We start from the raw sequence: 23173 nt of genomic DNA, 5'->3' as shown, positions 1-23173 counted from the left end.
CCAGGGACCGCCCGGAATCGAGCGGTGCCCGGGAGGCGACCCGGCCGCGGACGACAGTCGGGGTGGCGGGATTTGAACCCACGGCCCCTCGCTCCCAAAGCGAGTGCGCTACCAAGCTGCGCCACACCCCGTGGCGTCGAAGAGTGTATGCCGTCGCGCCCCGGCCCGGGCCTCGGGGCACGGCCAACCCGACACTTCATCCCCTACCACCCGCGCCGGCGGGCGCCGCGCGGGCGTTCCGAGGGCGTTCCGAGGGGGTTCCGAGGGGACAACATCGTGGATAGTGCTGTCTCCGTGCGTCGGGGAGGCCACAACTTCCCGGAAACAGTGCGGATCTTGGCCGGCGGCGGCGGGGCCGGGGCCGCGGGTGGGGCTGCGCGGCCGGCGGGGAGATTGGGTAGGCTGTCGGGCGCGCCCCGCGTGTGTCGGGGCGTACGCGGGCGTAGCTCAATGGCAGAGCTTCAGTCTTCCAAACTGACGGTGCGGGTTCGATTCCCGTCGCCCGCTCCACCCACGAAGCACCACCAGGGCTGCCAGCTGCCCGAGGAGGAGATGCTCCCCCACGGGTCTTCGCCGTCCACCGCCCGTCGAGCGGAACCACGACGACAGCGGCAGACGGCACGATGATCCGATGCTCGCCGAGGCGACGGGACGTTGTTCAGAGCGTGATCCAGTAGCGCCGCACGGTGCCGAGTTCGGTGTCCCGGATGTCCTCCAGCACGCCCCCGTTGCGCATGATCGTCCGTGCCGAGGCGGCGTTGTCGACCTCGCACGTGACGAGCACCCGGTCCAGGCCGAGCCGCCGCGCCTCGTCGAGCATCCGGCCGAGCGCCCAGCTCGCGATCCCGCGCCGGCGGGCGGACGGCCGGACGCCGTAGCCGATGTGGCCGCCGACGCGCAGCAGGAAGTCGTCGAGTTCGTGCCGCAGCGCGATCCCGCCGAGCACCTCGTCCCCCTCGACGATCCACCGGTACGTGCACCGCACGCGACCGTCGAGGGGCTTCGCCGGGTCCGACTGGTCCGTCAGCCGGGCCACCCACGCCGCGAACCCGGCGGGCGAGGTCACCTCGTCGGAGGGCCGCAGCCCGAAACCGTCCTCGTGCAGGCCCGGGCCCCACTCCCGGTGCGCCGCGAGCCAGGCGGCGTGCAGGCGTACGGTCGGCGCGATCAGCTCCGGCATGCCGCGACGATAGCGGCGGCCCCCACGTCGCGCGGTGGCGGTCAGGCGCGGCGCAGCCGCCCGGTTTCGGGTACGTCGAGGTGGAAGCGCGTCCCGTAGTCACCCTCGTAGCCGAAGTCGACGTTCTGCACCACGAGGCGCTCGGGGCTCGCCTCCACGAGCTGCACCGCGATGGGCTCGTCGCGCTCCGGCAGCTGGAGCATCCACCGGTCGGCGAGGTAGCTCAGGCCGACCGCGTCCAGCGTGCGTTCCACGTCCTCCCGGTCGCCGGCCTCGCCGAGCGGGTGGCCGAAGACCGTCACCGGCGCGAAGACGCCCTCCTCCACCGGCACGAGGTAGCCGAGCAGTTCACCGTCGTCCTGCCGTCGGTGGGGAATCCAGTGCTCAGGGACCATGGACGGCATGGTAGGCAGCGCCGGCGCCGGCGGCACCGCAATATGGGCCGCCCGGCCGGGCGATATTCGGCTGACCATGCGCGACCGGCGGGTGAGAATCCCGCCCATGTCCCAGGCCACGTTGCACACCGCCCGGATCCGACTGGTGCCGCTCGCCGACGAGCACCTCGACCACGAGGTCGAACTCGACGCCGACCCCGAGGTGATGCGGTACCTCGGCCCGGCGCGTACCCGGGCGGAGGTCGAGGAGTTCCACCGCCGCCGGCTCGCGGTCGCGGACCAGGTGCCCGGCCTGGGTTTCTGGGCCGGTTTCGTGGACTCCGACTTCGTGGGCTGGTGGATCCTCGAACCGCCGCAGCGCCCCGACCAGGGGCCCGTCCAGGGGCAGGCCGAGCTCGGCTACCGGCTCCTGCGCCGGTACTGGCGTCGCGGGCTGGCGAGCGAGGGGGCGCGCGAGCTGATCCGGCACGGCTTCGAGGATCTCGGCCTGACCCGGATCTTCGCTGAGACGATGACGGTGAACACGCCGTCACGGGCCACGATGGCCTCGGTCGGGCTGCGGTACGTCCGCACGTTCCACCAGGACTTCGACGACCCGCTGCCGGGCACCGAGCAGGGCGAGGTCGAGTACGCGATCACCCGCGAGGAGTGGCTCGCCGGCCGGTCCGCGCAGGCCACGTCGCGCGGCTGACCCGGGCCGCGCCGCCGGCGCCCGGCTCAGGCGTGGTCGTTGGGCGCGGGCGGGACGCCGACGCTCATCCGGTAGATCCAGACCGGGTACTCGACGCGCTGCTCTCCGCGGGCGAGCCCGGGGGTCCGGTGCAGCTGGGCCGCCGGCATCCAGAGGTCGCCGTCGGCGTCCACCCACATCGCGTCCACCCAGGCCAGGCGGGGGTCGGCCACCAGCGTCGCCACCTCGCGCTCCGGTGAGACGGTGAGGATCCGCCGCCGCTCGGCGTCGGCGAGGTAGATGGTGCCCGCCGCGTCGATGGCCGTTCCGCCGGTCGTCGGGGTGTCGAGCCAGGGTTCGACGTGCGCGGCCACCGTCGCGGGGGTGACCGACGGGTCGTCGAGCCACCGCGTCTCGATGCGGGACAGGCCGCCGGAGGCCGGCTGGTAGTACAGGTACCGCCCGTCGGGCGACACCTCGAGCTGGTCGACGTGCAGCACGACCTCGGCGCCGTCGGGGCCGCGCAGCACCTCCCCGTCGGCGACCAGCGGCCGCCCCCGCGTGCTGGGATGCCCGTCGAGCACCCGGCGGGCCCGCCCGGAGGCCAGGTCGAGGACGATGAGGCCGCCCACGCCCGCGTCGGTGAGGTACGCCGTGCCGCCGTTGAACCGTACGTCGTCGACGTAGCTGTGCTCCCCGACGGCCGCCGCGAGGTCGTAGATCCGGGTCACCTCGCCGGAGCCGGGGTCCGTGACGATCAGCCGGGCCCCACCGGGCACCTGCGGCCGGCCGAGCCCGGGCGCGCCGGAGTCGACGATCCACAACCGGCCGTCCGGGCCGGCGCGCAGGCCGTTGACGTGCACGTACGCGCCGTCGGGGCGGGGCTCGTCGTGGACGGCGTTCCACGACTCGTCCGGCCACGGCACCCGCCGACCGTCCGGCAGCGCCTCGGCGACCTGCACCCCGGGCTCGTCCGCTCCCGGGAAGCTCACGAAGATGCGCCCGTCGACGGTGGTGACCCCCGTGCAGACGCGGTCGTTGGCGACGACCGGCGTCACGCGCCCGTCCTCCCGGGTCGGCAGTGCCACGGCGTCCTCCCGGCCTGTGACGTGATCGGCGGCGTTGCCGGCCCGAGCGGCCGGCGGCAACCCGGCCTGGCTTCCCGGCCTCCCCGGCGCCGCCGGATTCCCGGGCCCCACCAGGCCCGCCGGCTTCCCGGCCTCCCCGGGTTCCCGGGGCCCCGCCGGGCCAAACACCGGCGCACCACGGGAAGCCTTCTTGACAGAAATCGATCCGTGGACTGGTGTGGAGGGCCGGAGACATCGACGTCCGTCAGGAGGGCACATGATCGTCCGACGACGGTGGACGGCCGCCGCCACCACAGCGATCCTGATCAGCGCGGTCCTGTCCCATCCCGGTTCCGGCGCCGCCGCGCCGGCCCCCGCGCCCCGGCCCGCGGTCACCCTGGCCGGCGACGAGACGGCGCTGGTCCGGGTGCAGCTGCGGGACCAGGCGCAGCTCGACCAGCTCGTGGCCCGCGGAGCGGACCTCGCCAACCGCCCCCGGTCCGCCGACGGGCGGATCCTCGCGGACCTGGTGCTGACCGGCGCTCAGCTCGCCGAGCTGACCGCGCAGGGGGCCACCGCCGTCCAGGTGGTGCAGCGCGCCGGCGACGGGGCCCGGCACTTCGCGGAGAGCGTCCGCGCCGCGCAGGCCCGTACGGCGGCGGGACTCTGCGCCCCGGCCGCGGGGCAGCGCACGACGAGCGCCGCGACGGCCGTGGACACCCTCCAGTTCCTCCAGGCGTACTGGTGGACCACCGGTGGCCGGACGTTCGTGCAGACCCAGGTGGCGACCACCGCCACCGACGACCCGGACGTCGAGATCACGGTGAGCTGGCGCGCCGCCGACGGCGCCACCGGCTCGTTCCCGCTGACCCGGTTCGAGGACTCGGGCGAGTACCAGTACCACTACACGCTCCCCGTGCCGGTGCCGAGCCGGCCGGTGCAGGTGACGGCCACCTCCAGCCTCGGCGGGGTGAGCCGGCCGGTCACGCCGGCGCTGTGGCCGAACGCCGCTCCGCCGCCGCTGCCGGAGGGCTACCAGAAGGACTTCATCGACGCGTACCTGACGCCCGTGGACATCCAGGCCCGGATCAAGCGGCTGGCCCGCCAGTACCGCGGCCTGGTGGACGTCATCGACCTGCCGTACAAGACGCAGGGCTACCGGCGGACCGCCACCGCGTACCTCGGCGACCCCGCCGCCGCGGCCGTCGTGGTGGAGTCGGTGCGCTTCGGTGACCAGGGCATGAACGGCGTCCAGGTCCGCACCGTCGACCCCGGCCGGGGCAACCGCCCGCTCACCGCCACCTACCGGGACCGGGTGCTCACCGTCTCGCTCGCCACCGACCGCTCCGGCGCGGTCGTCAGCACCACCGACGACGTCGCCGCCGTCATCAACGCCCGGTTCCCGAACCGGTTCCGCGCGTTCGTCGAGGACGGCTCCGCCGGGCTGCCCATGCCGGTCGTCGCACCGGTCCGCCTCGACGACGGGCTGGAGGGCACCGAGGTGCCCACGAAGCCGTGGACGGTGCAGGCGCTGCGCATCGGCAAGCACCGCGACGGGTCGCGCATCGGCGTCCTGGCGTACTCCCAGGAGCACGCCCGGGAGTGGGCCACGCCGCTGGTCACGCTGGAGTTCGCCGAGCGGATGCTCGCCAACTCCCGCACCGACCCGGCCACCCGCGAGCTGCTGGAGCAGGTGGACATCTTCGTCATCCCGACGGTCAACCCGGACGGGGCGAACTACTCGTTCCACGACTTCAACTTCCAGCGCAAGAACCTGGTGAACCACTGCACCGGGACCAGCCGCGACCCGCGCAACCGGGACGCGTGGGGCGTGGACCTCAACCGCAACTACACGGTCGGCTCGTACTTCGACGGGTACGTGGGCGGCAGCGGCAACTGCCTCTCCGGCACGTACGCCGGCTCCGGCGAGCTGTCCGAGGCGGAGAGCCGCAACGTCATCGCGCTGGCCCGGGAGCACCGCAACATCCGGTTCGCCATGAACGTGCACTCCTACGGCGGGTACTTCATGTGGCCGCCGGGGGCGTACAAGGCCGACGGGCGGGTCACCCTGCCGCGGCCGTCGATCGACGAGTCGAAGCTCTTCCTCGACAGCGCCCGGCGGATCGTGGGCGCGATCGCGCAGGAACGCGGCACCGTCACCTGGCCGTCGCAGACCGGTCCGGTCGCCGACGTGCTCTACTCGGCCGCCGGCAACTCGGCCGACGAGCTCTACTACGAACTCGGGATCTTCGCGTGGGACTTCGAGGTGGGCAACGACCGCTGGAACGACGAGACCGGCCAGTGGGAGGGCGTCGGCTTCCAGCCGCCGTTCGAGGAGGCGCACGCCGAGTCCCAGGAGTACGCCGGCGGGCTGGTCGAGATGGTCCGGGTGGCCCGCGACTACGCCGCCGCCCAGGAGGGCTGACGGGCCGCCGCCCCGAGACCCGGGTGCCCGGGGCGGGCCGGCCGGACGACCCGGCCGGCCCGTCCCGGGCCGCGTCCGTTTTGCGCGTACCCGGCCCGGGTACGGCTTCGACATGGACACGAACGACACCGCGCACCTCGTCGGCGGCCCCCGGGACGGCAGCACCCACGACGCGGGTGACAGCGCCCTGCTGGAGCTGGAGATCGACGGGATGATCCACCGGTACATCCGAACCACGAAGCGGCACGACGACGGCGGCACCGTCTACACGTACGACGGGATGGTGGCCCCCGGCGGCGGCGAGCCCGGCGTCGAGGACCCGGCCGCCCGCGTGGCGTCGCCGCGCGCCGACGCGGAGGGCGGCGCCGGCGGGCACTGACCGCGCGCAGTTGCCGGCGTGCCCGGTCTCCTGCCGTGGATGAACCGCGGCGGTCCGGGTAAGCAGCGGCCCAGCCTGGTGGAGGACGACGACGTCGCGGCGACTCCGCGACCGGGCGCGGGCGGGCGGGCGTGGCCCGCCCGCCCGCGGTCAGCTTCTCGCGTCGATCCCGGGCGGCGTCAGTGGCCGGTGATCCAGTTCCAGGCCGACACCACCCAGTCGGTCTGCTGCAACCAGGCGACGCCGAGCCCCACCAGGAAGACGGCCGTGATCAGGTGGGCGCCGCGGGCGCTGCGCCGGACCCGGCCGAGCTGGCGTTCGAGGATCACGCGACCGACCAGCCGGGAGAGCGCGAAGAGGCCCACCGCGACCAGCAGGCTCAGCACGAGGATCAGGAACGGTCCGGTCAGGTTCCCCTGCCCGGAGATCGCCCAGATCCCCCAGCAGACGAACGCGAAGAGCGCCCCCGCGGCGCTCCACTCGCCGCCGCGCCGCAGCTGCGCCAGGTGCCAGCTCATCGGCCGGCGCGGTGCCGGCTCGCCCGGCCAGCCGATGCCGGTCGGTTCCTGCCCGACGGCGGGGAACGGCTCGGTTCGCGGCGCCCGGGGCTGGCCGACCGAGGCGACGCCCCGGCGGAAGCCGTCCCGCTGCTGGGGCACGCCCCCGGGCCGCGGCGGCACCTCGACGGTCCGCTCCGCCCAGGGCTGGGTCTGGCCCGGCTCGACGGTCCGCTCCGCCCAGGGCTGGGTCTGGCCCGGCTCGACGGTCCGCTCCGCCCAGGGCTGGGTCTGGTCCGCCATCTCTCTCCTCCCCCTGACCGGCGGCATTCACCGCCGCCTGAGTCCGAGGGTAGCCACCCGGCAAATGCACCACCGCCCGCGATCTTGCACTTTACGCCCCGGCGTACCGGACAAAAGCCCCGAACCTGGGGCCGAAAGTGCAAGATCGCGGGGAGAGGCGGGGGTGGGCGGTACGGTCGGGGGGTGGGCGATGCGGAGCGACGGCGACGACGGCTGAGGCACCACGGCGACGACGGGCCCGGGCGGGGCGGCACCGGCGGGTCGGCCACGACGTCCGGAGTCCACGACGGCGACCCGCCCCGACGCCGCGGCCCGGCCGCCGACGAGCGCGACGGCGAGCGCGGGCTGCGCGGCCTCGTCGGCTCGGGCTCGTCACAGGTGGGGCTCAGCGCCGCCCTGCGGGCCCGGGACGCCGCCCGACCGACCGAGCGGGACCTGGCCGAGGCCGAGGCCCGCGTGGTCGTCGTACGGCGCAACTGGGTGCCCCGCGAGGAACTCCCCCGCTCGCCCCGCTGACTCCCGCGCCACTGACTCTCGCCCCGCGGCACGTCACCCGGCGCGTCGGCGACCCGTCAGGGCAGCGGCGGCAGCTGCCGGCTCGCCTCGTACGCGGCGACCTGGCCGATGCGCCGCGCGTGCCGCTCGTTGCCCGAGAACGGCGTGGTGAGGAACGCCTCGACGATCGCGGTCGCCTCGTCCAGGGTGTGCTGGCGCGCCCCGACGGCGACGATGTTGGCGTCGTTGTGCTCGCGGGCCAGCTGCGCCGTCTCGACGCTCCAGGCGAGCGCCGCCCGCACCCCCGCGATCTTGTTCGCGGCGATCTGCTCGCCGTTGCCGGAGCCGCCGATGACCACGCCGAGGCTGCCCGCGTCGGCCACCACCCGGTCACCGGTGTGCAGGCAGAAGGCCGGGTAGTCGTCGTCGGGGTCGAACACGTGCGGCCCCACGTCCACCACCTCGTAGCCCTGGTTGGCCAGGTAGCTGGCCAGGTGCACCTTCAGCTCGTAGCCGGCGTGGTCGGATCCCAGGTAGACGCGCATACCGCGCAGTCTGTCAGGCCGCCGTCGGTGACGACGCGCGGGCGGCGTCACCGGGGCGATTCGTCACAGCGTCAGCCGGCCAGCTCGGCGACCACCAGGCCGCCGCGCGCCTTCGGCGTGAACCAGGTGCTCTTGCGCGGCATCTTCTCCCGGGCCAGGTTGACGGCCACGAAGTCGTCGACGGTCACCGGCGCGATGAGGATGGCCAGCTCGGCCCGTCCCGCGTCGACCTCGCCCGTCAGCCAGCTCGCCGGGTAGTCCCCGCCGACGTACGTGATCCGCTTGTCACCCGGGTCGAGCCCGAGGGCGTCGCGCAGCAGCAGGCGCTCGACCAGGGTGTGGTCGAGGTTGTCGAGCGGCCCACCGTCGACGTGGGGCAGCCGGACGGCGTACCCCTGGCCGGGGAGCCGGAGGTGGACGGTGCCGCCGGCGGCCGGGACCTCGACCGGGCCGTCGATCGGGGTGACCTCGGCGCCGGCCGCGCGGAGCCGGTCCAGCAGCTCGGCGCCGCTGGTGGTCAGCTCGCTCACCAACCGGTTGTACGGCTGGATGGCGACCGACCGGGGCGTGGTGACCACCGCCAGGAAACGCGGCAGGTTGCCGGTCTGGGCGGCGAGGCTGCGGTGGTTGCCGTCGGCGACGACCAGCTCGCCACCCCCGGCGAGAGTGGTGAGCCGGTCCTGTTCGGGGCCGGGACCGACCAGCCAGATCGCGTGCGTCCGCCCGGCCTGGTCGGTGTCGGTGGCCGCGGGCGCGCCCGCGGACTCGGTCGCCGCGGCGAGCGCCTCGTGCAGCTCCTCGCCCCGCCCGGTCTGGAGCAGCAGCACCGGGGAGAGCAGGTGGCCGAGCGCCTCGGCCAGGGCGACGCGTTCTCGCACCTTGGCGATGAAGACGTCCTCGTTGCGGATCACCAGGCCCGGCTCGTCGGCGCGGGTGGAGATCTGGTCGGTGTCCACCATCGCGAAGAGCCCGTACGCCGGCTCCTCCCCCGGCGCGGTGATCCGGTAGAGGACGACCACCCGCTCGGCCGGGGTGTAGCTGCCGTCGGCCTTCGCCTCGGCGAGCCGCGCGACCGCGTCGGGCAGCGCGTCGAGGAACGACTTCCCGAGGCTGCCCGGCGCCCGGTGCGGCATCTCGATGCCGAGGGCACTGTGCGGGTTCGCCTCGATGATCGCGGTGATCTCCGCGTCGTCGGCGAACTCGTCGTAGTTCTGCGCGCCGGTGCCGCCAGTGGTGATCCAGGCCCGGGCGATCGGATGCACGACCGTCATGCCCGCTGACGCTACCGTCGCCGTACCGGTCGGCGACGTGGACCCGGGCCGCCGTCCACCAGGTGAAAGCGGCGACCCGGCACGTCCGGTCATCGTGCGGAGGGCTCAGCGGCTCTGCTCGGCCGAGCGGCGGTGCCGGCCGACCGGCGCCCCGGCCGGGCGGACACCCGGGGGGAACGGAAGGACCGGGCGGACGCCGGAGGTCGCCGACACGGGCGGGGGCACCGGACGGGCGGCCGGGGTGGGCGGAGCCGCCGGACGGGCGCCCGCCGCGGGCGGGCCCGCCGGGCGGGCGGCCGGGACGGGCGGAGCCGCCGGGCGGGGCTGGTTCCGCCGGGCGGGCGCCGCGGTAGGCCCGGGCGGGGTCAGCCGGGACGTCGCCGCGGTGGCCCCGGGCGGGGTCAGCCGGGCGGACGCCGCGGTGGCCCCGGGCGGGGTCAGCCGGGACGTCGCCGCCACCCGGGCGACGCCCACCACGATCGGCGGGGCCAGCAGGTCCGCCACGTCCGTGGGCAGGTCGGGCCGGACCGTCGGCCAGCGGGAGTCGTCGACCGACCAGTACGCGGCCGTCTCGGCCGCCTCCTCCTGGTTCAGCGGATCGTCACCGGACACGCGGCGGTGCTTGGCCATCGGGATGCCTCCACGAGCTGCGAGATGCGGGTTGCGACTGGCTGCGGCGGACATCCGGCCAAACGAGGTCGGAGGCGGGGCGGTGACGGTACGTGGCGTGGTGTTAACAGGGGCCCCTGTTACGACCGACCGCGTCGACGGGGCCCCTGTCCGCACCTCAGTCGAAGATCGGGTCCTGCTCCCGCGTCCGCTTGAGCTCGTAGAAGCCGGGCGTGCCGGCGACCAGCAGGACGCCGTCCCACAGCCGCCCCGCCGCCTCACCCTTCGGCGCCGGCGTGATCACCGGGCCGAAGAAGGCCACGGTGCCGCCGTCTGGGCCGGGAGCGTGGATGACCGGCGTGCCCACGTCCTGGCCGACCGGGCGCATGCCCTTCTCGTGGCTGGCCCGCAGCGCCTCGTCGTACTCGGTGCTGTCGGCGGCCGCGGCGAGCGCCGGGTCCAGGCCGGCGTCGGTCAGGGCGGCGGCGTACAGCTCCGGGCCCCGGTTCTCCTTGCCGAGGTGGATGCGCGTGCCGAGCGCCGTGTAGAGGCGGCGCAGCACGTCGCCGCCGTACCGCTGCTCGGCCGCGATGCACACCCGCACCGGGCCCCAGCCGGTCCGCATCAGCTCCTGGTACTCCTCGGGCAGGTCGCGACCCTCGTTGAGCACCGACAGGCTCATGACGTGGAACCGGACGTCCAGGTCACGGACCCGTTCGGCCTCCAGCAGCCAGCGGGACGTGATCCAGGCCCACGGGCAGATCGGATCGAACCACATGTCAACGGCTACGCGTTCGCTCATCGGCGCGGTCCCTCCACGACGGCTGACGCCGTACCGTGCGGCGTCCCACCCGATCTTCACCCCGGGATGCGGGGAGCGGCAGTGGAATGAGAGCGTGACCTCGGCCACCGCGGGCTGCCGCTGCATGGAAGACTCGTTCCGGGCCGACCACCACGAGCCGGTCGGCGAGCGGCGCCGCCGCGGCGTGAAGCGAATGGGATGGAGACAACAGTGCCGGGAGTGCGCAACCTGACGCAGGTCGAGGCCACCGAGCGAGCCCGCCTGCTCGAGGTGACCCGATACGACATCAGCCTGGACCTGTCGACCGCCGTGCAGGCGGCCGAGGGTCGCACCTTCCGGTCCACCACCGAGGTCCGGTTCCGCTGCACCGAACCGGGCGCGAGTACGTTCATCGAGGTGGCCGCCGAGTCGGTGCGCTCGGCCACGCTCAACGGCTCCCCCGTGGACCTGTCCGACTGGTCGGCGGAGAAGGGGCTCGCCCTGACCGACCTCAAGGGCGAGAACACGCTCGTGGTCGACGCCGACTTCGCGTACTCGAGCAGCGGCCAGGGCCTGCACCGCACCGTCGACCCGGTCGACGGTGAGACGTACCTGTACAGCCAGTTCGAGACCGCCGACGCGCAGCGGGTCTTCGCCTGCTTCGACCAGCCCGACCTGAAGAGCGTCTACACGTGGCACGCCACGGTGCCGGAGCACTGGCGGGTGGTGTCGAACATGCCGGTGGAGCGGGAGGAGCCGGCGGGCGACGGCCTCAAGACCGTCCACTTCGCGCAGTCGGTCCGCATGAGCACCTACATCACGGCGCTCTGCGCCGGCCCGTACCACGAGGTGCGCGACAGCCACGACGGCATCGACCTGGGCGTCTTCTGCCGGGCGTCGATGGCGCAGTACATGGACGCCGACGACCTCTTCCTCATCACGAAGCAGGGCTTCGACTTCTTCCACGAGCAGTTCGGCGTCCGCTACCCGCTGCCGAAGTACGACCAGCTCTGGGTGCCCGACTTCAACGCGGGCGCCATGGAGAACTTCGGCTGCGTCACGCACGCCGAGTCGCACTACATCTTCCGCTCGCAGGTGACCGACTTCGAGTACGAGCAGCGGGCCAACACGATCCTGCACGAGATGGCCCACATGTGGTTCGGTGACCTCGTCACCATGCGCTGGTGGAACGACCTGTGGCTCAACGAGTCGTTCGCCGAGTGGGCCAGCCACTGGTGCAACACCCACGCGACCCGGTTCCGGGAGGCCTGGACGACGTTCCTGTCCATCCGCAAGAACTGGGGCTACCGGCAGGACCAGCTCTCCTCCACCCACCCCGTCTACTGCGAGATGCCCGACCTGGAGGCCGTCGAGGTCAACTTCGACGGCATCACGTACGCCAAGGGCGCGAGCGTGCTCAAGCAGCTGGTGGCGTACGTCGGTGAGGAGCCGTTCCTGGCCGGCCTGCGGGCGTACTTCGGCAAGTACGCCTGGGGCAACGCCACGTTCGACGACCTGCTCTCGGAGCTGGAGGCGGCCTCGGGTCGGGAGCTGCGCAAGTTCGCCGCCCAGTGGCTGGAGACCGCCCAGGTCAACACGCTGCGGCCGGAGGTGACCATCGCCCCCGACGGCACCTACGAGCAGGTGGTCGTCCGGCAGGAGGCCCCGGCCGGGCACCCGACGCTGCGCACCCACCGCATCGGTGTGGGCCTCTACGACCTCACCGACGGCCGGCTGGTGCGCCGGGAGCGGTGGGAGGTGGACGTCGCCGGGGAGCGGACCGAGCTGGGCGACCTGGCCGGTGTCCGGGCCGCCGACGTGCTGCTGCTCAACGACGACGACCTCACGTACACCAAGCTCCGCCTCGACGAGCGGTCGATGTCCACGGTCGTGCAGCACATCGCGGGCTTCGAGTCGTCGCTGGCCCGGGCGCTCTGCTGGACCGCCGCCTGGGACATGACCCGCGACGCGGAACTCGCCGCCCGCGACTACGTGGCGCTGGTGCTCGCCGGGCTGCCCGCCGAGGGCGACATCAACCTGGTCACGGCGACGCTGCGGCAGGCCACCACCACGCTCACCTTCTACGCCGACCCGGCCTGGGCGCCGACCGGCTGGGCGGAGCTGGCCCGCACCGCGAAGGCCGCGCTCGCCGCCGCCGAGCCGGGCAGCGGCTTCCAGCTCGCCTGGGCCCGGGCGTACGCCTCGGCGGCCCGTTCCAGCGAGGACCTCGCGATCCTGCGGGGCTGGCTGGACGGCACGGACGTGCCGAACGGGCTGACGATCGACACCGAGCTGCGCTGGGGCCTGCTCGCCGCGCTCGTGGCCAACGGCGCGGCCGGGCCGGCCGACGTGGACGCCGAGCTGGCCCGTGACCGGACGGCGAGCGGCGAGCGGGAGGCCGCGTACGTGCACGCCCTGGTGCCCACCGCGGAGAACAAGGCGGCCGTGTGGGCCCAGCTCACCGGCCCGGAGGCGCTGCCGAACTGGCGGCACCGCGCCCTGCTCCAGGGCTTCACCCACCCGACGCAGGTCGAGCTGGTGGCGCCGTACCGCGAGCGGTACTTCGCCGCGGTGGGCCAGGTCTGGGCCAGCCGCGACAGCGAGCCCGCGCAGGAGTTCGCCCAGCTGGCGTACCCGGCGTACCTGGTGGACGAGGACACCGTGGCGGCCACCGACGCCTGGTTGGCCGCCGAGGGCAACCCGGCGCCGCTGCGCCGGCTGGTGGCCGAGGGGCGTGACGGCGTGGTGCGCGCCCTCAGGGCCCGCGAGAGGGACGCGCGCAGCGCCTGACGCGAAGGATCGGACGCGGCCCGGGCGGGCGTGGGCGCAGGCCCGCACCCGCCCGGGCCGTCCTCGTCCGGCGGGGACGCGACGGCGTCGCCTCCGACGCACGGTTCCATGGCGCTCCCGGACCGCCGCCGGGCCTCGGCCGGTGCGCTCGACGGCCCGCCCGCGGTTCCGTCGGGACCCGAGCACCCGCGCCCGGCAGGGGGCCGGGGTCCTGGCCGGTCGATCCGCCCCGTCAGGACGACGAAAGCCCGGCCCGCGTGCGCGCGGGCCGGGCTTTCGTCGTACGCGAGCGGGTCAGCCCCGGCCGGCGTGGCTGGCGAGCTGGTCGAGGCCGCTGATGATGCCGCCGGCCAGGTCGCCGCCGCCGAAGGAGGCCACCATGGAGAGCGCCGCCAGCTTGGCGTACGTGTCCGGGATGCGCTTGCGCGCGTGGCGGCCGGTGACGATCTCCAGGCGTCGCTGGTTGGGCGAGACCGCGATCAGGACGGAGCGGTCCGGGTCGGCGAGCTGGCGGTGCAGCCGCTCGGCGTGCTCCCGGACGGGCTCGTCGAGGCCGCCCACGAAGACCGAGAAGACCAGGCCGGTGCCCTGGTCGGCGAGGCGGAGCGCCTCGTCGATGCGCAGCAGCTGGCGGGTCGAGAACGGGCCGTCCAGCACCTCCGGCGGGTTGCCCGTGCCAGCCTGAACCTCACCAACGGTCACTTGCGCCTCCGGTTCCCCCGGCCGGCGCCTCGCGGCCGGCCTGCTCCTGCTTGCGGCTCGTCAGCGCGGGTGCCTGCGCGCCCGCTGCCAGGGCGGTGCCGGCCGAGTCGGCCAGGTGCTCCGGGCGGGCCAGGAACCAGACCGGCGTGAAGTCGAAGGGCCGGCCCGGGCGGTAGCGCTTCGCGCCGCGCCCACCATTGCCGCGACTGGCCGCGTACGCGAGGCCGCCGATCACCAGTACGGCCGCCGCCGGGATGCCGACGTAGACCAGCAACGTGTCGGTAACAGACAATCCCAACGCCCCCAGGCGGAAGAAGAGACCTCAGGCATCAAGGTCGGGTGGACAGGTTCAAGGCGTCGACCGCCCGACTCCGCTGCCATTCACGTTAGCGGAGTCCACGGCCCGCCAGATCGCGGGGTGGCGATCCCATCCGCCACTGGAGTTCTCGAGTTCCGCAGCGGTCGCGATCAGGCGCGCGTCGTCACCGTACCGGCCGGTGAGCAGCACTCCCACGGGCAGGCCGGTCCCCGTCGTCCCGATCGGCAGCGATACGGACGGCTGGCCCGTGACGTTGAAGATGGCACAGTACGGGGAGAAACGGCGTTGGCGGTCGAAATCCGCCTCCGGGTCGCCGTCGGCGGTGAACCAGCCGACGGGCGCCTGCGGTGCGGCCAGGGTGGGGCAGAGCAGCAGGTCGCAGTCGGCGGTGCGGCGGGCGCCGAGGCGTACCTGGGCCTGGAGTTCGCCGAGCGTGGCGGAGAGCGTGCCGGCGGAGATCTGTGCGCCCCGGGCCCGGAGGAACCGGGTGAGCGGCAGCAGTTCGCTCTCCCGCTCGGGCGGCACCGGGGACAGCGCCAGGACGTACCAGACGACCTCGAACAGCGGCCACGCCGCGGGCCCGAGCGGCGCGGGCACGTCGACCACCTCGTGGCCCGCGGCGGCGAGCAGCGCGGCGGCGCGGTCCACGGCGGCGACGCAGTCCGGGTGCACCGGTTCCTCGGCGAGCATGGGGGTGGTGAACCGGCCGATCCGCAGCCGGCCCGGCGAGGCTGCGCGGGCGGTGGCGAGATAGCCGTCCGGCGGCGCGACGGGCGGCAGGTAGGGCTCCCCGGGCACCGGCTGGGCCATCACGTCGAGCAGGGCCGCGACGTCGGTGACCGTACGCCCGATCGGGCCGGGCGTGGGCAGGCCGAACGCGCCGAACCCGAGGGGGCCGCCGGACACCAGGCCGCGGCTCGGCTTGTAACCGACCAGGCCGCAGAGTGCGGCGGGGATGCGCACCGACCCGCCGCCGTCGGAGCCCTGTGCCACCGGCACCAGCCCGGCCGCCACGGCCGCGGCCGCGCCTCCGCTGGACCCGCCCGCCGTGTACGCGAGGTCCCACGGGTTGCGGGCCGGCGGCGCCACGAGGCCCTCCGAGTAGAGCGAGCAGCCCAGCTCCGACGTGGTGGTCTTGCCGAGGCTGACCATGCCGGCGGCCCGCATGAACCGGACCACGTCGGCGTCGACGGGCGGCACGAAGTCGGCGAAGGCCGCCGAACCGAAGGTCGTCCGCACACCGGCGGTCAGGGTCAGGTCCTTGAACGCGGTCGGTACGCCGTGCAGCGGCCCGCGGCCGTCCGCCGGCGCCGCGTCGGCGTCGCGGGCCGCCGCGCGGGCCGCGTCGGGCGTGACGGTCACGAACGCGCCCACCGTGTCGCCGAGCGCCGCCACCCGGTGCAGGTGATGCTCGACGAGTTCCACGCTGGACAGCTCGCCGCGGGCGATCGCGGCGGCCTGCTCCAGCGCGGTCAGGTCGTGCGGCTCGGCCATGCCCCCATCCTGCCCGCCGGCGGGCCGGCCGGCGGGAAAGACACGTCGTCCGGGCCGCGCTACCGGCCGAGGAAACGCAGGGCGTTGCGGGACAGCAGCTTCTCCCGCTGGTCCGGCGTGAGGAAGTCGGCCTTGCGGACCACCTGCCCGACCGGCCGCTCCCCCAGCGGGTACGGGTAGTCGCTGCCGAGCAGCACCCGGTCCTCCCCCATGGTGTCCACGAGCAGCCGCAGCGCCGCCGGGTCGAAGACGACCGAGTCGACGAGGAACCGGTCGACGTAGGCGCTGGGCGGCGCCGTGGAGGCGCCGCGGACGAGGTCGCCGCGACGGTGCCAGGCGTTGTCGGCGCGGCCGAGCCAGAACGGGAAGCTGCCACCGCCGTGCGCGAAGCAGATCCGCAGCGTGTCGGGCACGCGGTCGAAGACACCGCCGAGGATCAGCGCCAGCACCGACAGGTGCGTCTCGGCCGGCATGCCGGTGAGCCAGCGGGCCATCCAGCGGTCCAGGCGCGGCCCGCCCGGCATGTCCCAGGGGTGGACGAAGACCGGGGCGCCCACCTGCGCGCAGTGGGTCAGGAACTGCACGATCCCGGCGTCGTCGAGGTCCCGGTCGCCGACGTGGTTGCCGATCTCCACGCCGACGTGGCCGGCCGCGAGGCACCGGTCCAGCTCGGCGCAGGCGGCGTCCGGGTCCTGGAGCGGCACCTGGCAGAACGGGACCAGCCGGCCGCCACCGGCGGCGGTCACCGACAGCGTGAGGTCGTTGAAGACGCGGGCGACCTTCACGGCCTGGTCGGCGGGCCGGTCGTAGCTGAAGAAGACCGGGGTGGGCGAGACGACCTGGACGTCCACGCCGTCGGTGTCCATGTCGGCCAGCCGCGTCGGCGCGTCCCAGCACTCGGCGCCGACCGGCCGGAACTCCGTCTCCCCCACCATGATCATGGCGGCACGCTCGGAGTCGATCCGCAGCCACGGCCAGCCGGACCCGCCGCACGCCGCGGCGAGGTCCGGCCATCCCCTGGGTACGACGTGCGTGTGCACGTCGACCACCGGTGCGCCCATCAGCCCTTGCCCGGGTGCAGCGCACCGCAGTTGTCACAGGTGCGCGCCTTCTCGTCGGCGTAGAACGCCTGGAACACCGGGGGCAGGTCGGCCGCGATGTCCCGGACCTGGAGCTCGACCTCGTGCACCTTGTGGTGGCACTCGGGGCAGTACCACTGGAACTTCTCCAGCGTGCCCTCCTCGCGGACCCGCTCGATCACCATCCCGATCGAGCCGGCCTCCGGCCGCTGCGGCGAGTGCGGGGTGTTGCGCGGCAGCATCCACATCTGACCCTCGCGGATGTGGACCGTACGCGGCCCCTCCGGCAGCATCAGGTTGACGTGCATGTTGCCCTTGACCTGGTAGAAGAACTCCTCGTACGGGTCGACGTGGAAGTCGGTGCGCTGGTTCGGCCCGCCGACCACCATGACGATGAAGTCGTCGCTGCCCGGCAGCATCTCCTTGTTGCCGACCGGAGGCTTGAGCAGGTGCTGGTTCTCGGCGATCCACCCGGGAAAGCTGAACGGCTCGGCGATCTCGCTCACGACTGACCTCCTGAGGGAAGAAGGGCCACGGCCTGTATCTCGATGAGCAGGTGCGGGTGGGGCAACTGGTGTACGGCGACCGTGGTCCGGGTGGGTCCGGTGGCGTCGAAGAACTCCGCCCACACCTCGTTGTAGCCGCCGAAGTCGTTCATGTTCACGAGGTAGGTGGTCACCTGGACGAGATCGGACAGGTCCGCGCCGACCGAGCGCAGCAGGTCCCGGACGTTCTCGATGACGGCGCGCGTCTGCACCCGGATGTCCAGGTTGGTCGTGCCGAACTCGTCCACCTCGACGCCCGCGAACGTGTTGTCCGGCCGCCGGGACGACGTACCGGAGACGAAGACGAACCCGCCGGCCACCTTGACGTGCGGGAACGCGCCGCGCGGCACGGCCTTGCCCGGCACCACCTTCGCGCCGTCACCCACGTCGACCACCTCCGGCCTCCGACGCGGGGACGGTGACCACGACGAGGTTCCCGGCGGGCCCCCCGGCGTTGCGGGCCGGCGGCCGGGTCGAGGCGTCAGGCCCGACCGCCCGCAGCGGGGTAGGCCGCCCGGCGCGGGTCACGACGCCGCCCGCAGCGACGCGGCACCGAGCTTCTCGACGACGGCCCGCACGTGCGCGCCGGGGCGCAGCGGCACCGCGGCGGTCGCGGCCCCGGCCAGGAACACCCAGCCCTCGCGCAGCCGGACCCCGTGCCGGCCCGCCAGCCGGATCCCCTCGTCGAGCGCGCGGCGCGGGTCGCCGAGGATCGCCGCCGTCGAGCCCACCTGGGCCACCCGCCCGTCGATCTCCAGCAGCACACCCAGGTTGTCCAGGCCGTCCGGCACGGGCGACCAGGGGCCGATGACGAACGCGGCGGCCGAGGTGTTGTCGGCGATCACGTCGGGCAGCGAGAACGTGAAGTTGGCGTACCGGGAGTCGATCAGCTCGATCGCCGGGGCGACCGCGCGGACCGCGTCGGTGAAGTCGCCGACCGGCTCGCCCGGGCCGGGCAGGCGGTCCAGCAGGAACGCCACCTCCGGTTCCACCCGCGGATGGATGTACGCGCCGACGTCCACCGCGCCCCCGTCGGGCACCCGCATCGCGTCGGTGAGCCGCCCCCAGATCACCTCGTCCACGCCGACCTGGGCCATCTTCGCCCGGCTGGTGAGCCCCATCTTGAGCCCGACGAGCCGCTCACCCCGGTCCAGCCGGCGTTGCAGCAGCGCGGTCTGCACCGCGTACGCGGCGTCGACGTCGAGGCCGGTCTCGGCGGCGAGCTGGCCGATGGCCGTGGCCGTGTCGGCGGCCGCGCCCAGCTTCTCGGCGATCCCCGCCACGTCCGGTCCGATCATGCCCGTTCCTCCCGGTCGCCCCGGCCCACCGGGAGCTGGTCGCCCGCCGGGTCCTGGTCGCGCCGGCCGGCCAGGTCCAGCGCCACGTCGACGATCATGTCCTCCTGGCCGCCGACCATCCGGCGGCGGCCCAGCTCGACGAGGATCGAGCGGACGTCCACGCCGTACTTCGCCGAGGCGCGTTCGGCGTGCCGCAGGAAGCTCGAGTACACCCCGGCGTAGCCGAGCGAGAGCGTCTCCCGGTCGACCTGCACCGGCCGGTCCTGCAACGGCCGCACCAGGTCGTCGGCCGCGTCCATGAGCGCGAACACGTCGCAGCCGTGCTTCCAGCCGTGCAGCTCGGCGACGGCCACGAACACCTCCAGCGGCGCGTTCCCGGCGCCCGCGCCCATGCCGGCCAGCGAGGCGTCCACCCGCACCGTCCGCCCGTGCGGGGCGTCCGGGCCGGCCGGCGCGTCACCGAGGATCCGCCCGTGCTCGACGGCGACCACGCTGTTCGCCACCCCGAGCGACAGGTTGTGGTGCGCGTGGATGCCGATCTGCGTCTCCGGCTCCAGCACCTGCCGGTACGCGTCGATCCGCTGCGCCACGTCGGACATCAGCAGCCGGCCGCCGGAGTCGGTGACGTAGACGCAGTGCGCGCCGTACGACTCCATGAGCTTGGCCTGGGCGGCGAGGCCGGCCGGGTCGTTCATGTGCGACATCATGAGGAACCCGGAGACGTCCATGCCGTTCTCCCGGGCCCAGGAGATGTGCTGCGCCGCGATGTCCGCCTCGGTGCAGTGGGTGGCGATGCGTACGCTCGTCACGCCGAGCGCCCGCGCGGCCTTCAGGTCGGCGATGGTGCCGATGCCCGGCAGCAGCAGGGTGGTGAGCTTCGCGCTCGTGAGCACCTCCGCCGCCGCGGCGATCCACTCGGCGTCGCTGGCCGCGCCGGGGCCGTAGTTGACGCTCGACCCGGCGAGCCCGTCGCCGTGCGCCACCTCGATGGCGGCCACCCCGGCCGCGTCCAGCGCCGCGGCGATCGTGCGGACCTGGTCGACGGTGTACCGGTGGGCGATGGCGTGCATGCCGTCGCGCAGCGTCACGTCCTGGATGTACAGGTCGGTCACGCGGTCACCTCCTGGCCGCGCAGCGCCACCAGCCGCTCCGCGGTACGCAGCGCGGCCGAGGTCATGATGTCCAGGTTGCCGGCGTACGCGGGCAGGTAGTGCCCGGCGCCGGAGACCTCCAGGAAGACCGAGACCAGCAGCCCGGACACGCGACGGCCCAGCGACGGCAGGTAGGTGTCCACCCGGTCGAACTGCACGTCCTGCTTGAGCCGGTAGCCGGGCACGTACTCCTGCACGGTCGCCACCATCTCCGCCACCGAGGCGGCGACCGCCGCGGTGTCGGCGTCGGCGTCGGGGCAGAGGCAGTAGACGGTGTCCCGCATGAGCAGCGGCGGGTCGGCGGGGTTGAGCACGATGATCGCCTTGCCCCGCTCGGCGCCGCCCACCACCTCGATGGCCCGGGCGGTGGTCTCGGTGAACTCGTCGATGTTGGCCCGGGTGCCCGGGCCGGCCGACTTCGAGGCGATCGACGCGACGATCTCCCCGTACGCCACCGGGGTGACCCGGCCGACGGCCGCGACGATCGGCACGGTGGCCTGCCCGCCGCAGGTGACCATGTTGAGGTTGCGCTCGTGCAGGTGCTCGTCGAGGTTCACCGGCGGGACCACGTACGGGCCGATCGCGGCCGGGGTCAGGTCGACGACCGTCCGCCCGTGCGCGGCCAGGACCGCGTCGTTGTGCCGGTGCGCCCCGGCCGAGGTGGCGTCGAAGACCACCTCGACGTCGGCGAACTCCGGCATGGCGACGAGCCCGTCCACGCCGTCGGCCGTGGTGGCCACGCCGAGGCGGCGCGCCCGGGCCAGACCGTCGGAGTCCGGGTCGATGCCGGCCATCGCGACCATCCGCAGCCGGTCACCGAGCCGGAGCACCTTGATCATCAGGTCGGTGCCGATGTTGCCGGACCCGAGCACCGCCACTCCGACACTCATCGCTCACCCTCCTTCGAGAAGCAGGTGCGCACCGAGCCGAGACCGGAGATGCGCGCCTCGTACGCGGCGCCGGGCGTGACCGGCACCATGGGACCGAGCGCACCGGAGAGCACGACGTCACCCGCCCGCAGCGGGTCGCCGGTGCGCGCCAGCGTCCGCGCGAGCCACTCCAGGGCGTGCAGCGGGTTGCCCAGGCAGGCGGCGCCGGCGCCCACCGACACCGGCTCCCCCGCGTGCTCCAGCACCATGCCGCACAGCCGCAGGTCCACGTCGGCGAGGCGACGGGGCGTCGTGCCGAGCACGAACAGCCCGCTGGAGGCGTTGTCCGCCACCGTGTCCACGATGGAGATGTCCCAGCCGGCGATGCGGGAGTCGACGATCTCGATGGCCGGCAGCAGGTGGTCGACCGCGCGGATCAGGTCGGCCGTGGTGACCCGCTCGTCGGTCAGGTCCGCGCCGAGCACGAACGCCACCTCCGCCTCCACGCGGGGCTGGAGCAGCCGCCGTATCGGCACCTCGACGCCGTCGCCGACCGCCATGGCGTCGGTGAGCACCCCGAAGTCCGGCTGGAAGACGCCGAGGCTCTCCTGCACGGCCCGGGACGTCAGCCCGATCTTCGCGCCCACCCGGCGCTCGCCGCGGCCCTGCCAGGCGCGCGTCTGGAGCTGCTGCACCCGGTACGCCGACTCGACGTCCCCCTCGGGCAGCAGCCGCCCGCGTAACGGCGGGCAGGGTTTCCCGCTGGTGCGGGCCTCGGCCAGTTCGCGGTTGGCCGCCTCGAGGTCGATCGAGATGCCGGTCATGACAGGTCCACGCAGACGTTGGTGAGTTCGGAGTAGAAGTCCAGGGAGTGCACGCCGCCCTCGCGGCCGATGCCGGACGCCTTCACCCCGCCGAACGGGGTACGCAGGTCGCGCAGGAACCAGGTGTTCACCCAGACGATGCCCGCGTCGAGCCGGGCGCCGGCCCGGTGCGCCCGACCCACGTCCCGGGTCCACACCGTCGCCGCGAGACCGTACTCGGTGCCGTTCGCGAGGGCGTACGCCTCGTCCTCGTCGTCGAACGGCGCCACGTGCACGACCGGGCCGAAGATCTCCTCCCGGTTGGTCCGGGTGTCCGGGCCGAGCCCGGTCAGCACGGTGGGCTGCACGTACGCGCCGCCGTCGCGGGCGTCTCCGAAGCGGGGCGTGCCGCCCCCGGTGAGCACCTGCGCGCCCTCCGCGCGGGCGAGGTCGTAGTGGCCCAGCACCTTGGCCCGGTGACCGTGCGAGATCAGCGGCATGGTGGCGGTGGCCTCGTCGGTCGGCCACCCGTACGCCAGCTCACCGGCCCGCTTCGCGAGCCGCGCCGTGAACTCCTCGAAGACCGGCCGCTGCACGTAGATGCGTTCGGTGCACAGGCAGACCTGGCCGCCGTTGGTGAAGCTGGACCGCACCGACCCGGCCACCGCCGCGTCCAGGTCGGCGTCGGCGAACACCAGCCCGGCGTTCTTGCCGCCCAGCTCGAAGCTGACCGCCTTCACGCCGTCCGCGGCGGCCCGCATGATGGCGCTGCCGGTGGCCGACTCGCCGGTGAACGTGATCGCGTCGACACCGGGGTGCCGGGTGAGGTGCTCCCCCGCCGAACCCGGCCCGAAGCCGTGCACGAGGTTGAACACCCCCGCCGGCACGCCGGCCGCGGCCATCACCTCGGCGAGCAGCGTCGCCGACGCCGGAGTCTCCTCGCTGGGCTTGACCACGACGGTGTTGCCGCAGGCCAGCGCGGGCGCCACCTTCCAGGTGAGCAGCAGCAGCGGCAGGTTCCACGGCACGATGACGGCCACCACCCCGACCGGCTTGCGGACGGCGTAGTTGAGCGCCCGGCCGCCGCCCGGCGTGACGGTGGTGAACGACTCGGTGGGCGCCGTGGCGACGATCTCCGCGAACGCCCGGAAGTTGGCGGCGCCGCGCGGGATGTCGAGCGTACGGGCCTGCGAGATGGACTTGCCGGTGTCGGCCACCTCGGCGGTGACCAGGTCGTCGAAGCGGCGCTCCAGCTCGTCGGCGATCCGCCGCAGCACCTCGGCGCGTTCCCGCTCGCCCATGCGGCCCCACGGGCCGCGCAGCGCCGCCCGGGCCGCCGCCACGGCGTCGTCCACAGCGGATGCGTCCGCCTCCACGACCTCGAAGACCGGCTCGCCCGTCACCGGGCTGGCCTTCGTGAAGCGCTGACCGGCGGCGACGAACTCGCCGGCGACGAAGTTGCGCAGGAGCCCCGGCCCGTCCGGCGCGCGGCCGGTCATCAGGCGG

24 protein-coding genes and 2 tRNA genes are annotated in these 23173 nt (G+C 74.1%); 6 read left to right on the top strand and 20 right to left on the bottom strand.

The window, feature by feature from the left end:
- Positions 1–57 precede the first annotated feature (57 nt).
- Positions 58–131, bottom strand: a tRNA-Pro gene (locus D7I43_RS28985).
- 305 nt (positions 132–436) lie between these two features.
- On the opposite strand from D7I43_RS28985, the gene D7I43_RS28980 reads away from it, so the two are divergent.
- Positions 437–510, top strand: a tRNA-Gly gene (locus tag D7I43_RS28980).
- A 148-nt stretch (positions 511–658) separates the two neighbouring features.
- Here D7I43_RS28980 and D7I43_RS28975 read toward each other — a convergent pair.
- Both D7I43_RS28975 and D7I43_RS28970 read right to left on the bottom strand, forming a co-directional pair.
- Positions 659–1180, bottom strand: coding sequence for a GNAT family N-acetyltransferase (locus tag D7I43_RS28975; RefSeq protein ID WP_120331762.1), 522 nt, complete (start codon positions 1178–1180; stop codon positions 659–661).
- 41 nt (positions 1181–1221) lie between these two features.
- Positions 1222–1575 carry a hypothetical protein gene (locus D7I43_RS28970; protein ID WP_120331777.1) on the bottom strand — a complete coding sequence of 118 codons (354 nt, stop codon included), beginning with the start codon at positions 1573–1575 and terminating at the stop codon, positions 1222–1224.
- Between the two features lie 106 nt (positions 1576–1681).
- On the opposite strand from D7I43_RS28970, the gene D7I43_RS28965 reads away from it, so the two are divergent.
- Complete coding sequence (locus tag D7I43_RS28965) at positions 1682–2266, top strand: GNAT family N-acetyltransferase (protein WP_120331761.1); 585 nt, start codon at positions 1682–1684, stop codon at positions 2264–2266.
- A 26-nt stretch (positions 2267–2292) separates the two neighbouring features.
- Here the strand turns inward: D7I43_RS28965 and D7I43_RS28960 are convergent, their stop codons facing one another.
- Positions 2293–3333: an SMP-30/gluconolactonase/LRE family protein gene (locus D7I43_RS28960; RefSeq protein ID WP_240033221.1), complete on the bottom strand. Its 1041-nt coding sequence runs from the start codon at positions 3331–3333 to the stop codon at positions 2293–2295.
- A gap of 256 nt (positions 3334–3589) precedes the next feature.
- Between D7I43_RS28960 and D7I43_RS28955 the strand changes: the two genes are divergently transcribed.
- Positions 3590–5737: a M14 family metallopeptidase gene (locus tag D7I43_RS28955; RefSeq protein ID WP_120331759.1), complete on the top strand. Its 2148-nt coding sequence runs from the start codon at positions 3590–3592 to the stop codon at positions 5735–5737.
- A 112-nt stretch (positions 5738–5849) separates the two neighbouring features.
- Positions 5850–6116, top strand: coding sequence for a hypothetical protein (locus tag D7I43_RS28950; protein ID WP_120331758.1), 267 nt, complete (start codon positions 5850–5852; stop codon positions 6114–6116).
- Between the two features lie 179 nt (positions 6117–6295).
- Here D7I43_RS28950 and D7I43_RS28945 read toward each other — a convergent pair whose 3' ends face one another.
- Complete coding sequence (locus D7I43_RS28945) at positions 6296–6916, bottom strand: hypothetical protein (RefSeq protein WP_120331757.1); 621 nt, start codon at positions 6914–6916, stop codon at positions 6296–6298.
- A 183-nt stretch (positions 6917–7099) separates the two neighbouring features.
- Between D7I43_RS28945 and D7I43_RS28940 the strand changes: the two genes are divergently transcribed.
- The gene (locus D7I43_RS28940; protein ID WP_120331756.1) at positions 7100–7432 is read left to right on the top strand and encodes a hypothetical protein; all 333 of its coding nucleotides are present in this window, start codon (positions 7100–7102) and stop codon (positions 7430–7432) included.
- Between the two features lie 56 nt (positions 7433–7488).
- Here D7I43_RS28940 and D7I43_RS28935 read toward each other — a convergent pair whose 3' ends face one another.
- The 4 genes from D7I43_RS28935 to D7I43_RS28920 form a co-directional block, all read right to left on the bottom strand.
- The gene (locus D7I43_RS28935) at positions 7489–7956 is read right to left on the bottom strand and encodes a ribose-5-phosphate isomerase (RefSeq protein WP_120331755.1); all 468 of its coding nucleotides are present in this window, start codon (positions 7954–7956) and stop codon (positions 7489–7491) included.
- A gap of 71 nt (positions 7957–8027) precedes the next feature.
- A complete protein-coding gene (locus D7I43_RS28930) occupies positions 8028–9227 on the bottom strand; it encodes a DUF1015 family protein (protein ID WP_120331754.1) in 1200 nt (399 codons plus the stop codon).
- A 105-nt stretch (positions 9228–9332) separates the two neighbouring features.
- Positions 9333–9857, bottom strand: coding sequence for a hypothetical protein (locus D7I43_RS34205; RefSeq protein WP_192902297.1), 525 nt, complete (start codon positions 9855–9857; stop codon positions 9333–9335).
- Between the two features lie 157 nt (positions 9858–10014).
- Positions 10015–10638 (bottom strand): mycothiol-dependent nitroreductase Rv2466c family protein, encoded by a 624-nt coding sequence (locus D7I43_RS28920; RefSeq protein ID WP_120331776.1) that lies wholly within the window; start codon positions 10636–10638, stop codon positions 10015–10017.
- Between the two features lie 219 nt (positions 10639–10857).
- On the opposite strand from D7I43_RS28920, the gene pepN reads away from it, so the two are divergent.
- Positions 10858–13407, top strand: coding sequence for an aminopeptidase N (pepN, locus tag D7I43_RS28915; protein WP_120331753.1), 2550 nt, complete (start codon positions 10858–10860; stop codon positions 13405–13407).
- A gap of 294 nt (positions 13408–13701) precedes the next feature.
- Here pepN and D7I43_RS28910 read toward each other — a convergent pair whose 3' ends face one another.
- The 11 genes from D7I43_RS28910 to D7I43_RS28860 all read right to left on the bottom strand — a co-directional run bounded on the left by D7I43_RS28910 (position 13702) and on the right by D7I43_RS28860 (position 23166).
- Positions 13702–14109, bottom strand: coding sequence for a DUF5130 family protein (locus D7I43_RS28910; protein WP_120331752.1), 408 nt, complete (start codon positions 14107–14109; stop codon positions 13702–13704).
- Positions 14096–14401, bottom strand: a complete 306-nt coding sequence (ctaJ, locus tag D7I43_RS28905) for an aa3-type cytochrome oxidase subunit CtaJ (RefSeq protein ID WP_435870841.1) — start codon at positions 14399–14401, stop codon at positions 14096–14098. Before ctaJ ends, D7I43_RS28910 begins: the two co-directional genes overlap by 14 nt.
- A 57-nt stretch (positions 14402–14458) precedes the next feature.
- A complete protein-coding gene (locus D7I43_RS28900; protein WP_120331750.1) occupies positions 14459–15922 on the bottom strand; it encodes an amidase in 1464 nt (487 codons plus the stop codon).
- A gap of 59 nt (positions 15923–15981) precedes the next feature.
- A complete protein-coding gene (locus tag D7I43_RS28895; protein WP_120331749.1) occupies positions 15982–16983 on the bottom strand; it encodes an amidohydrolase family protein in 1002 nt (333 codons plus the stop codon).
- Positions 16983–17507 carry a 3-hydroxyanthranilate 3,4-dioxygenase gene (locus D7I43_RS28890; protein WP_120331748.1) on the bottom strand — a complete coding sequence of 175 codons (525 nt, stop codon included), beginning with the start codon at positions 17505–17507 and terminating at the stop codon, positions 16983–16985. Before D7I43_RS28890 ends, D7I43_RS28895 begins: the two co-directional genes overlap by 1 nt.
- On the bottom strand, positions 17504–17932 hold the full coding sequence (locus tag D7I43_RS28885; RefSeq protein WP_120331775.1) for a RidA family protein: 429 nt from the start codon (positions 17930–17932) through the stop codon (positions 17504–17506). Before D7I43_RS28885 ends, D7I43_RS28890 begins: the two co-directional genes overlap by 4 nt.
- 138 nt (positions 17933–18070) lie before the next feature.
- Positions 18071–18844 (bottom strand): 2-keto-4-pentenoate hydratase, encoded by a 774-nt coding sequence (locus D7I43_RS28880; protein ID WP_120331747.1) that lies wholly within the window; start codon positions 18842–18844, stop codon positions 18071–18073.
- Positions 18841–19956, bottom strand: coding sequence for a 4-hydroxy-2-oxovalerate aldolase (gene dmpG, locus D7I43_RS28875; RefSeq protein ID WP_240033220.1), 1116 nt, complete (start codon positions 19954–19956; stop codon positions 18841–18843). The genes D7I43_RS28880 and dmpG overlap by 4 nt, the downstream gene beginning before the upstream one ends.
- Entirely contained in the window at positions 19953–20885 is a 933-nt protein-coding gene (locus tag D7I43_RS28870; protein ID WP_120331746.1) for an acetaldehyde dehydrogenase (acetylating), read from the bottom strand. The genes dmpG and D7I43_RS28870 overlap by 4 nt, the downstream gene beginning before the upstream one ends.
- On the bottom strand, positions 20882–21688 hold the full coding sequence (locus D7I43_RS28865; RefSeq protein WP_396844420.1) for a 2-keto-4-pentenoate hydratase: 807 nt from the start codon (positions 21686–21688) through the stop codon (positions 20882–20884). The genes D7I43_RS28870 and D7I43_RS28865 overlap by 4 nt, the downstream gene beginning before the upstream one ends.
- Positions 21685–23166 (bottom strand): 2-hydroxymuconic semialdehyde dehydrogenase, encoded by a 1482-nt coding sequence (locus D7I43_RS28860; protein ID WP_120331773.1) that lies wholly within the window; start codon positions 23164–23166, stop codon positions 21685–21687. Before D7I43_RS28860 ends, D7I43_RS28865 begins: the two co-directional genes overlap by 4 nt.
- Positions 23167–23173 lie beyond the last annotated feature (7 nt).

Origin of the sequence: Micromonospora globbae (genome assembly GCF_003610785.1) — a bacterium.
GTDB classification, from domain to species: Bacteria; Actinomycetota; Actinomycetes; order Mycobacteriales; family Micromonosporaceae; genus Micromonospora; species Micromonospora globbae.
This window is presented reverse-complemented; position numbering and strand designations above follow the sequence as displayed.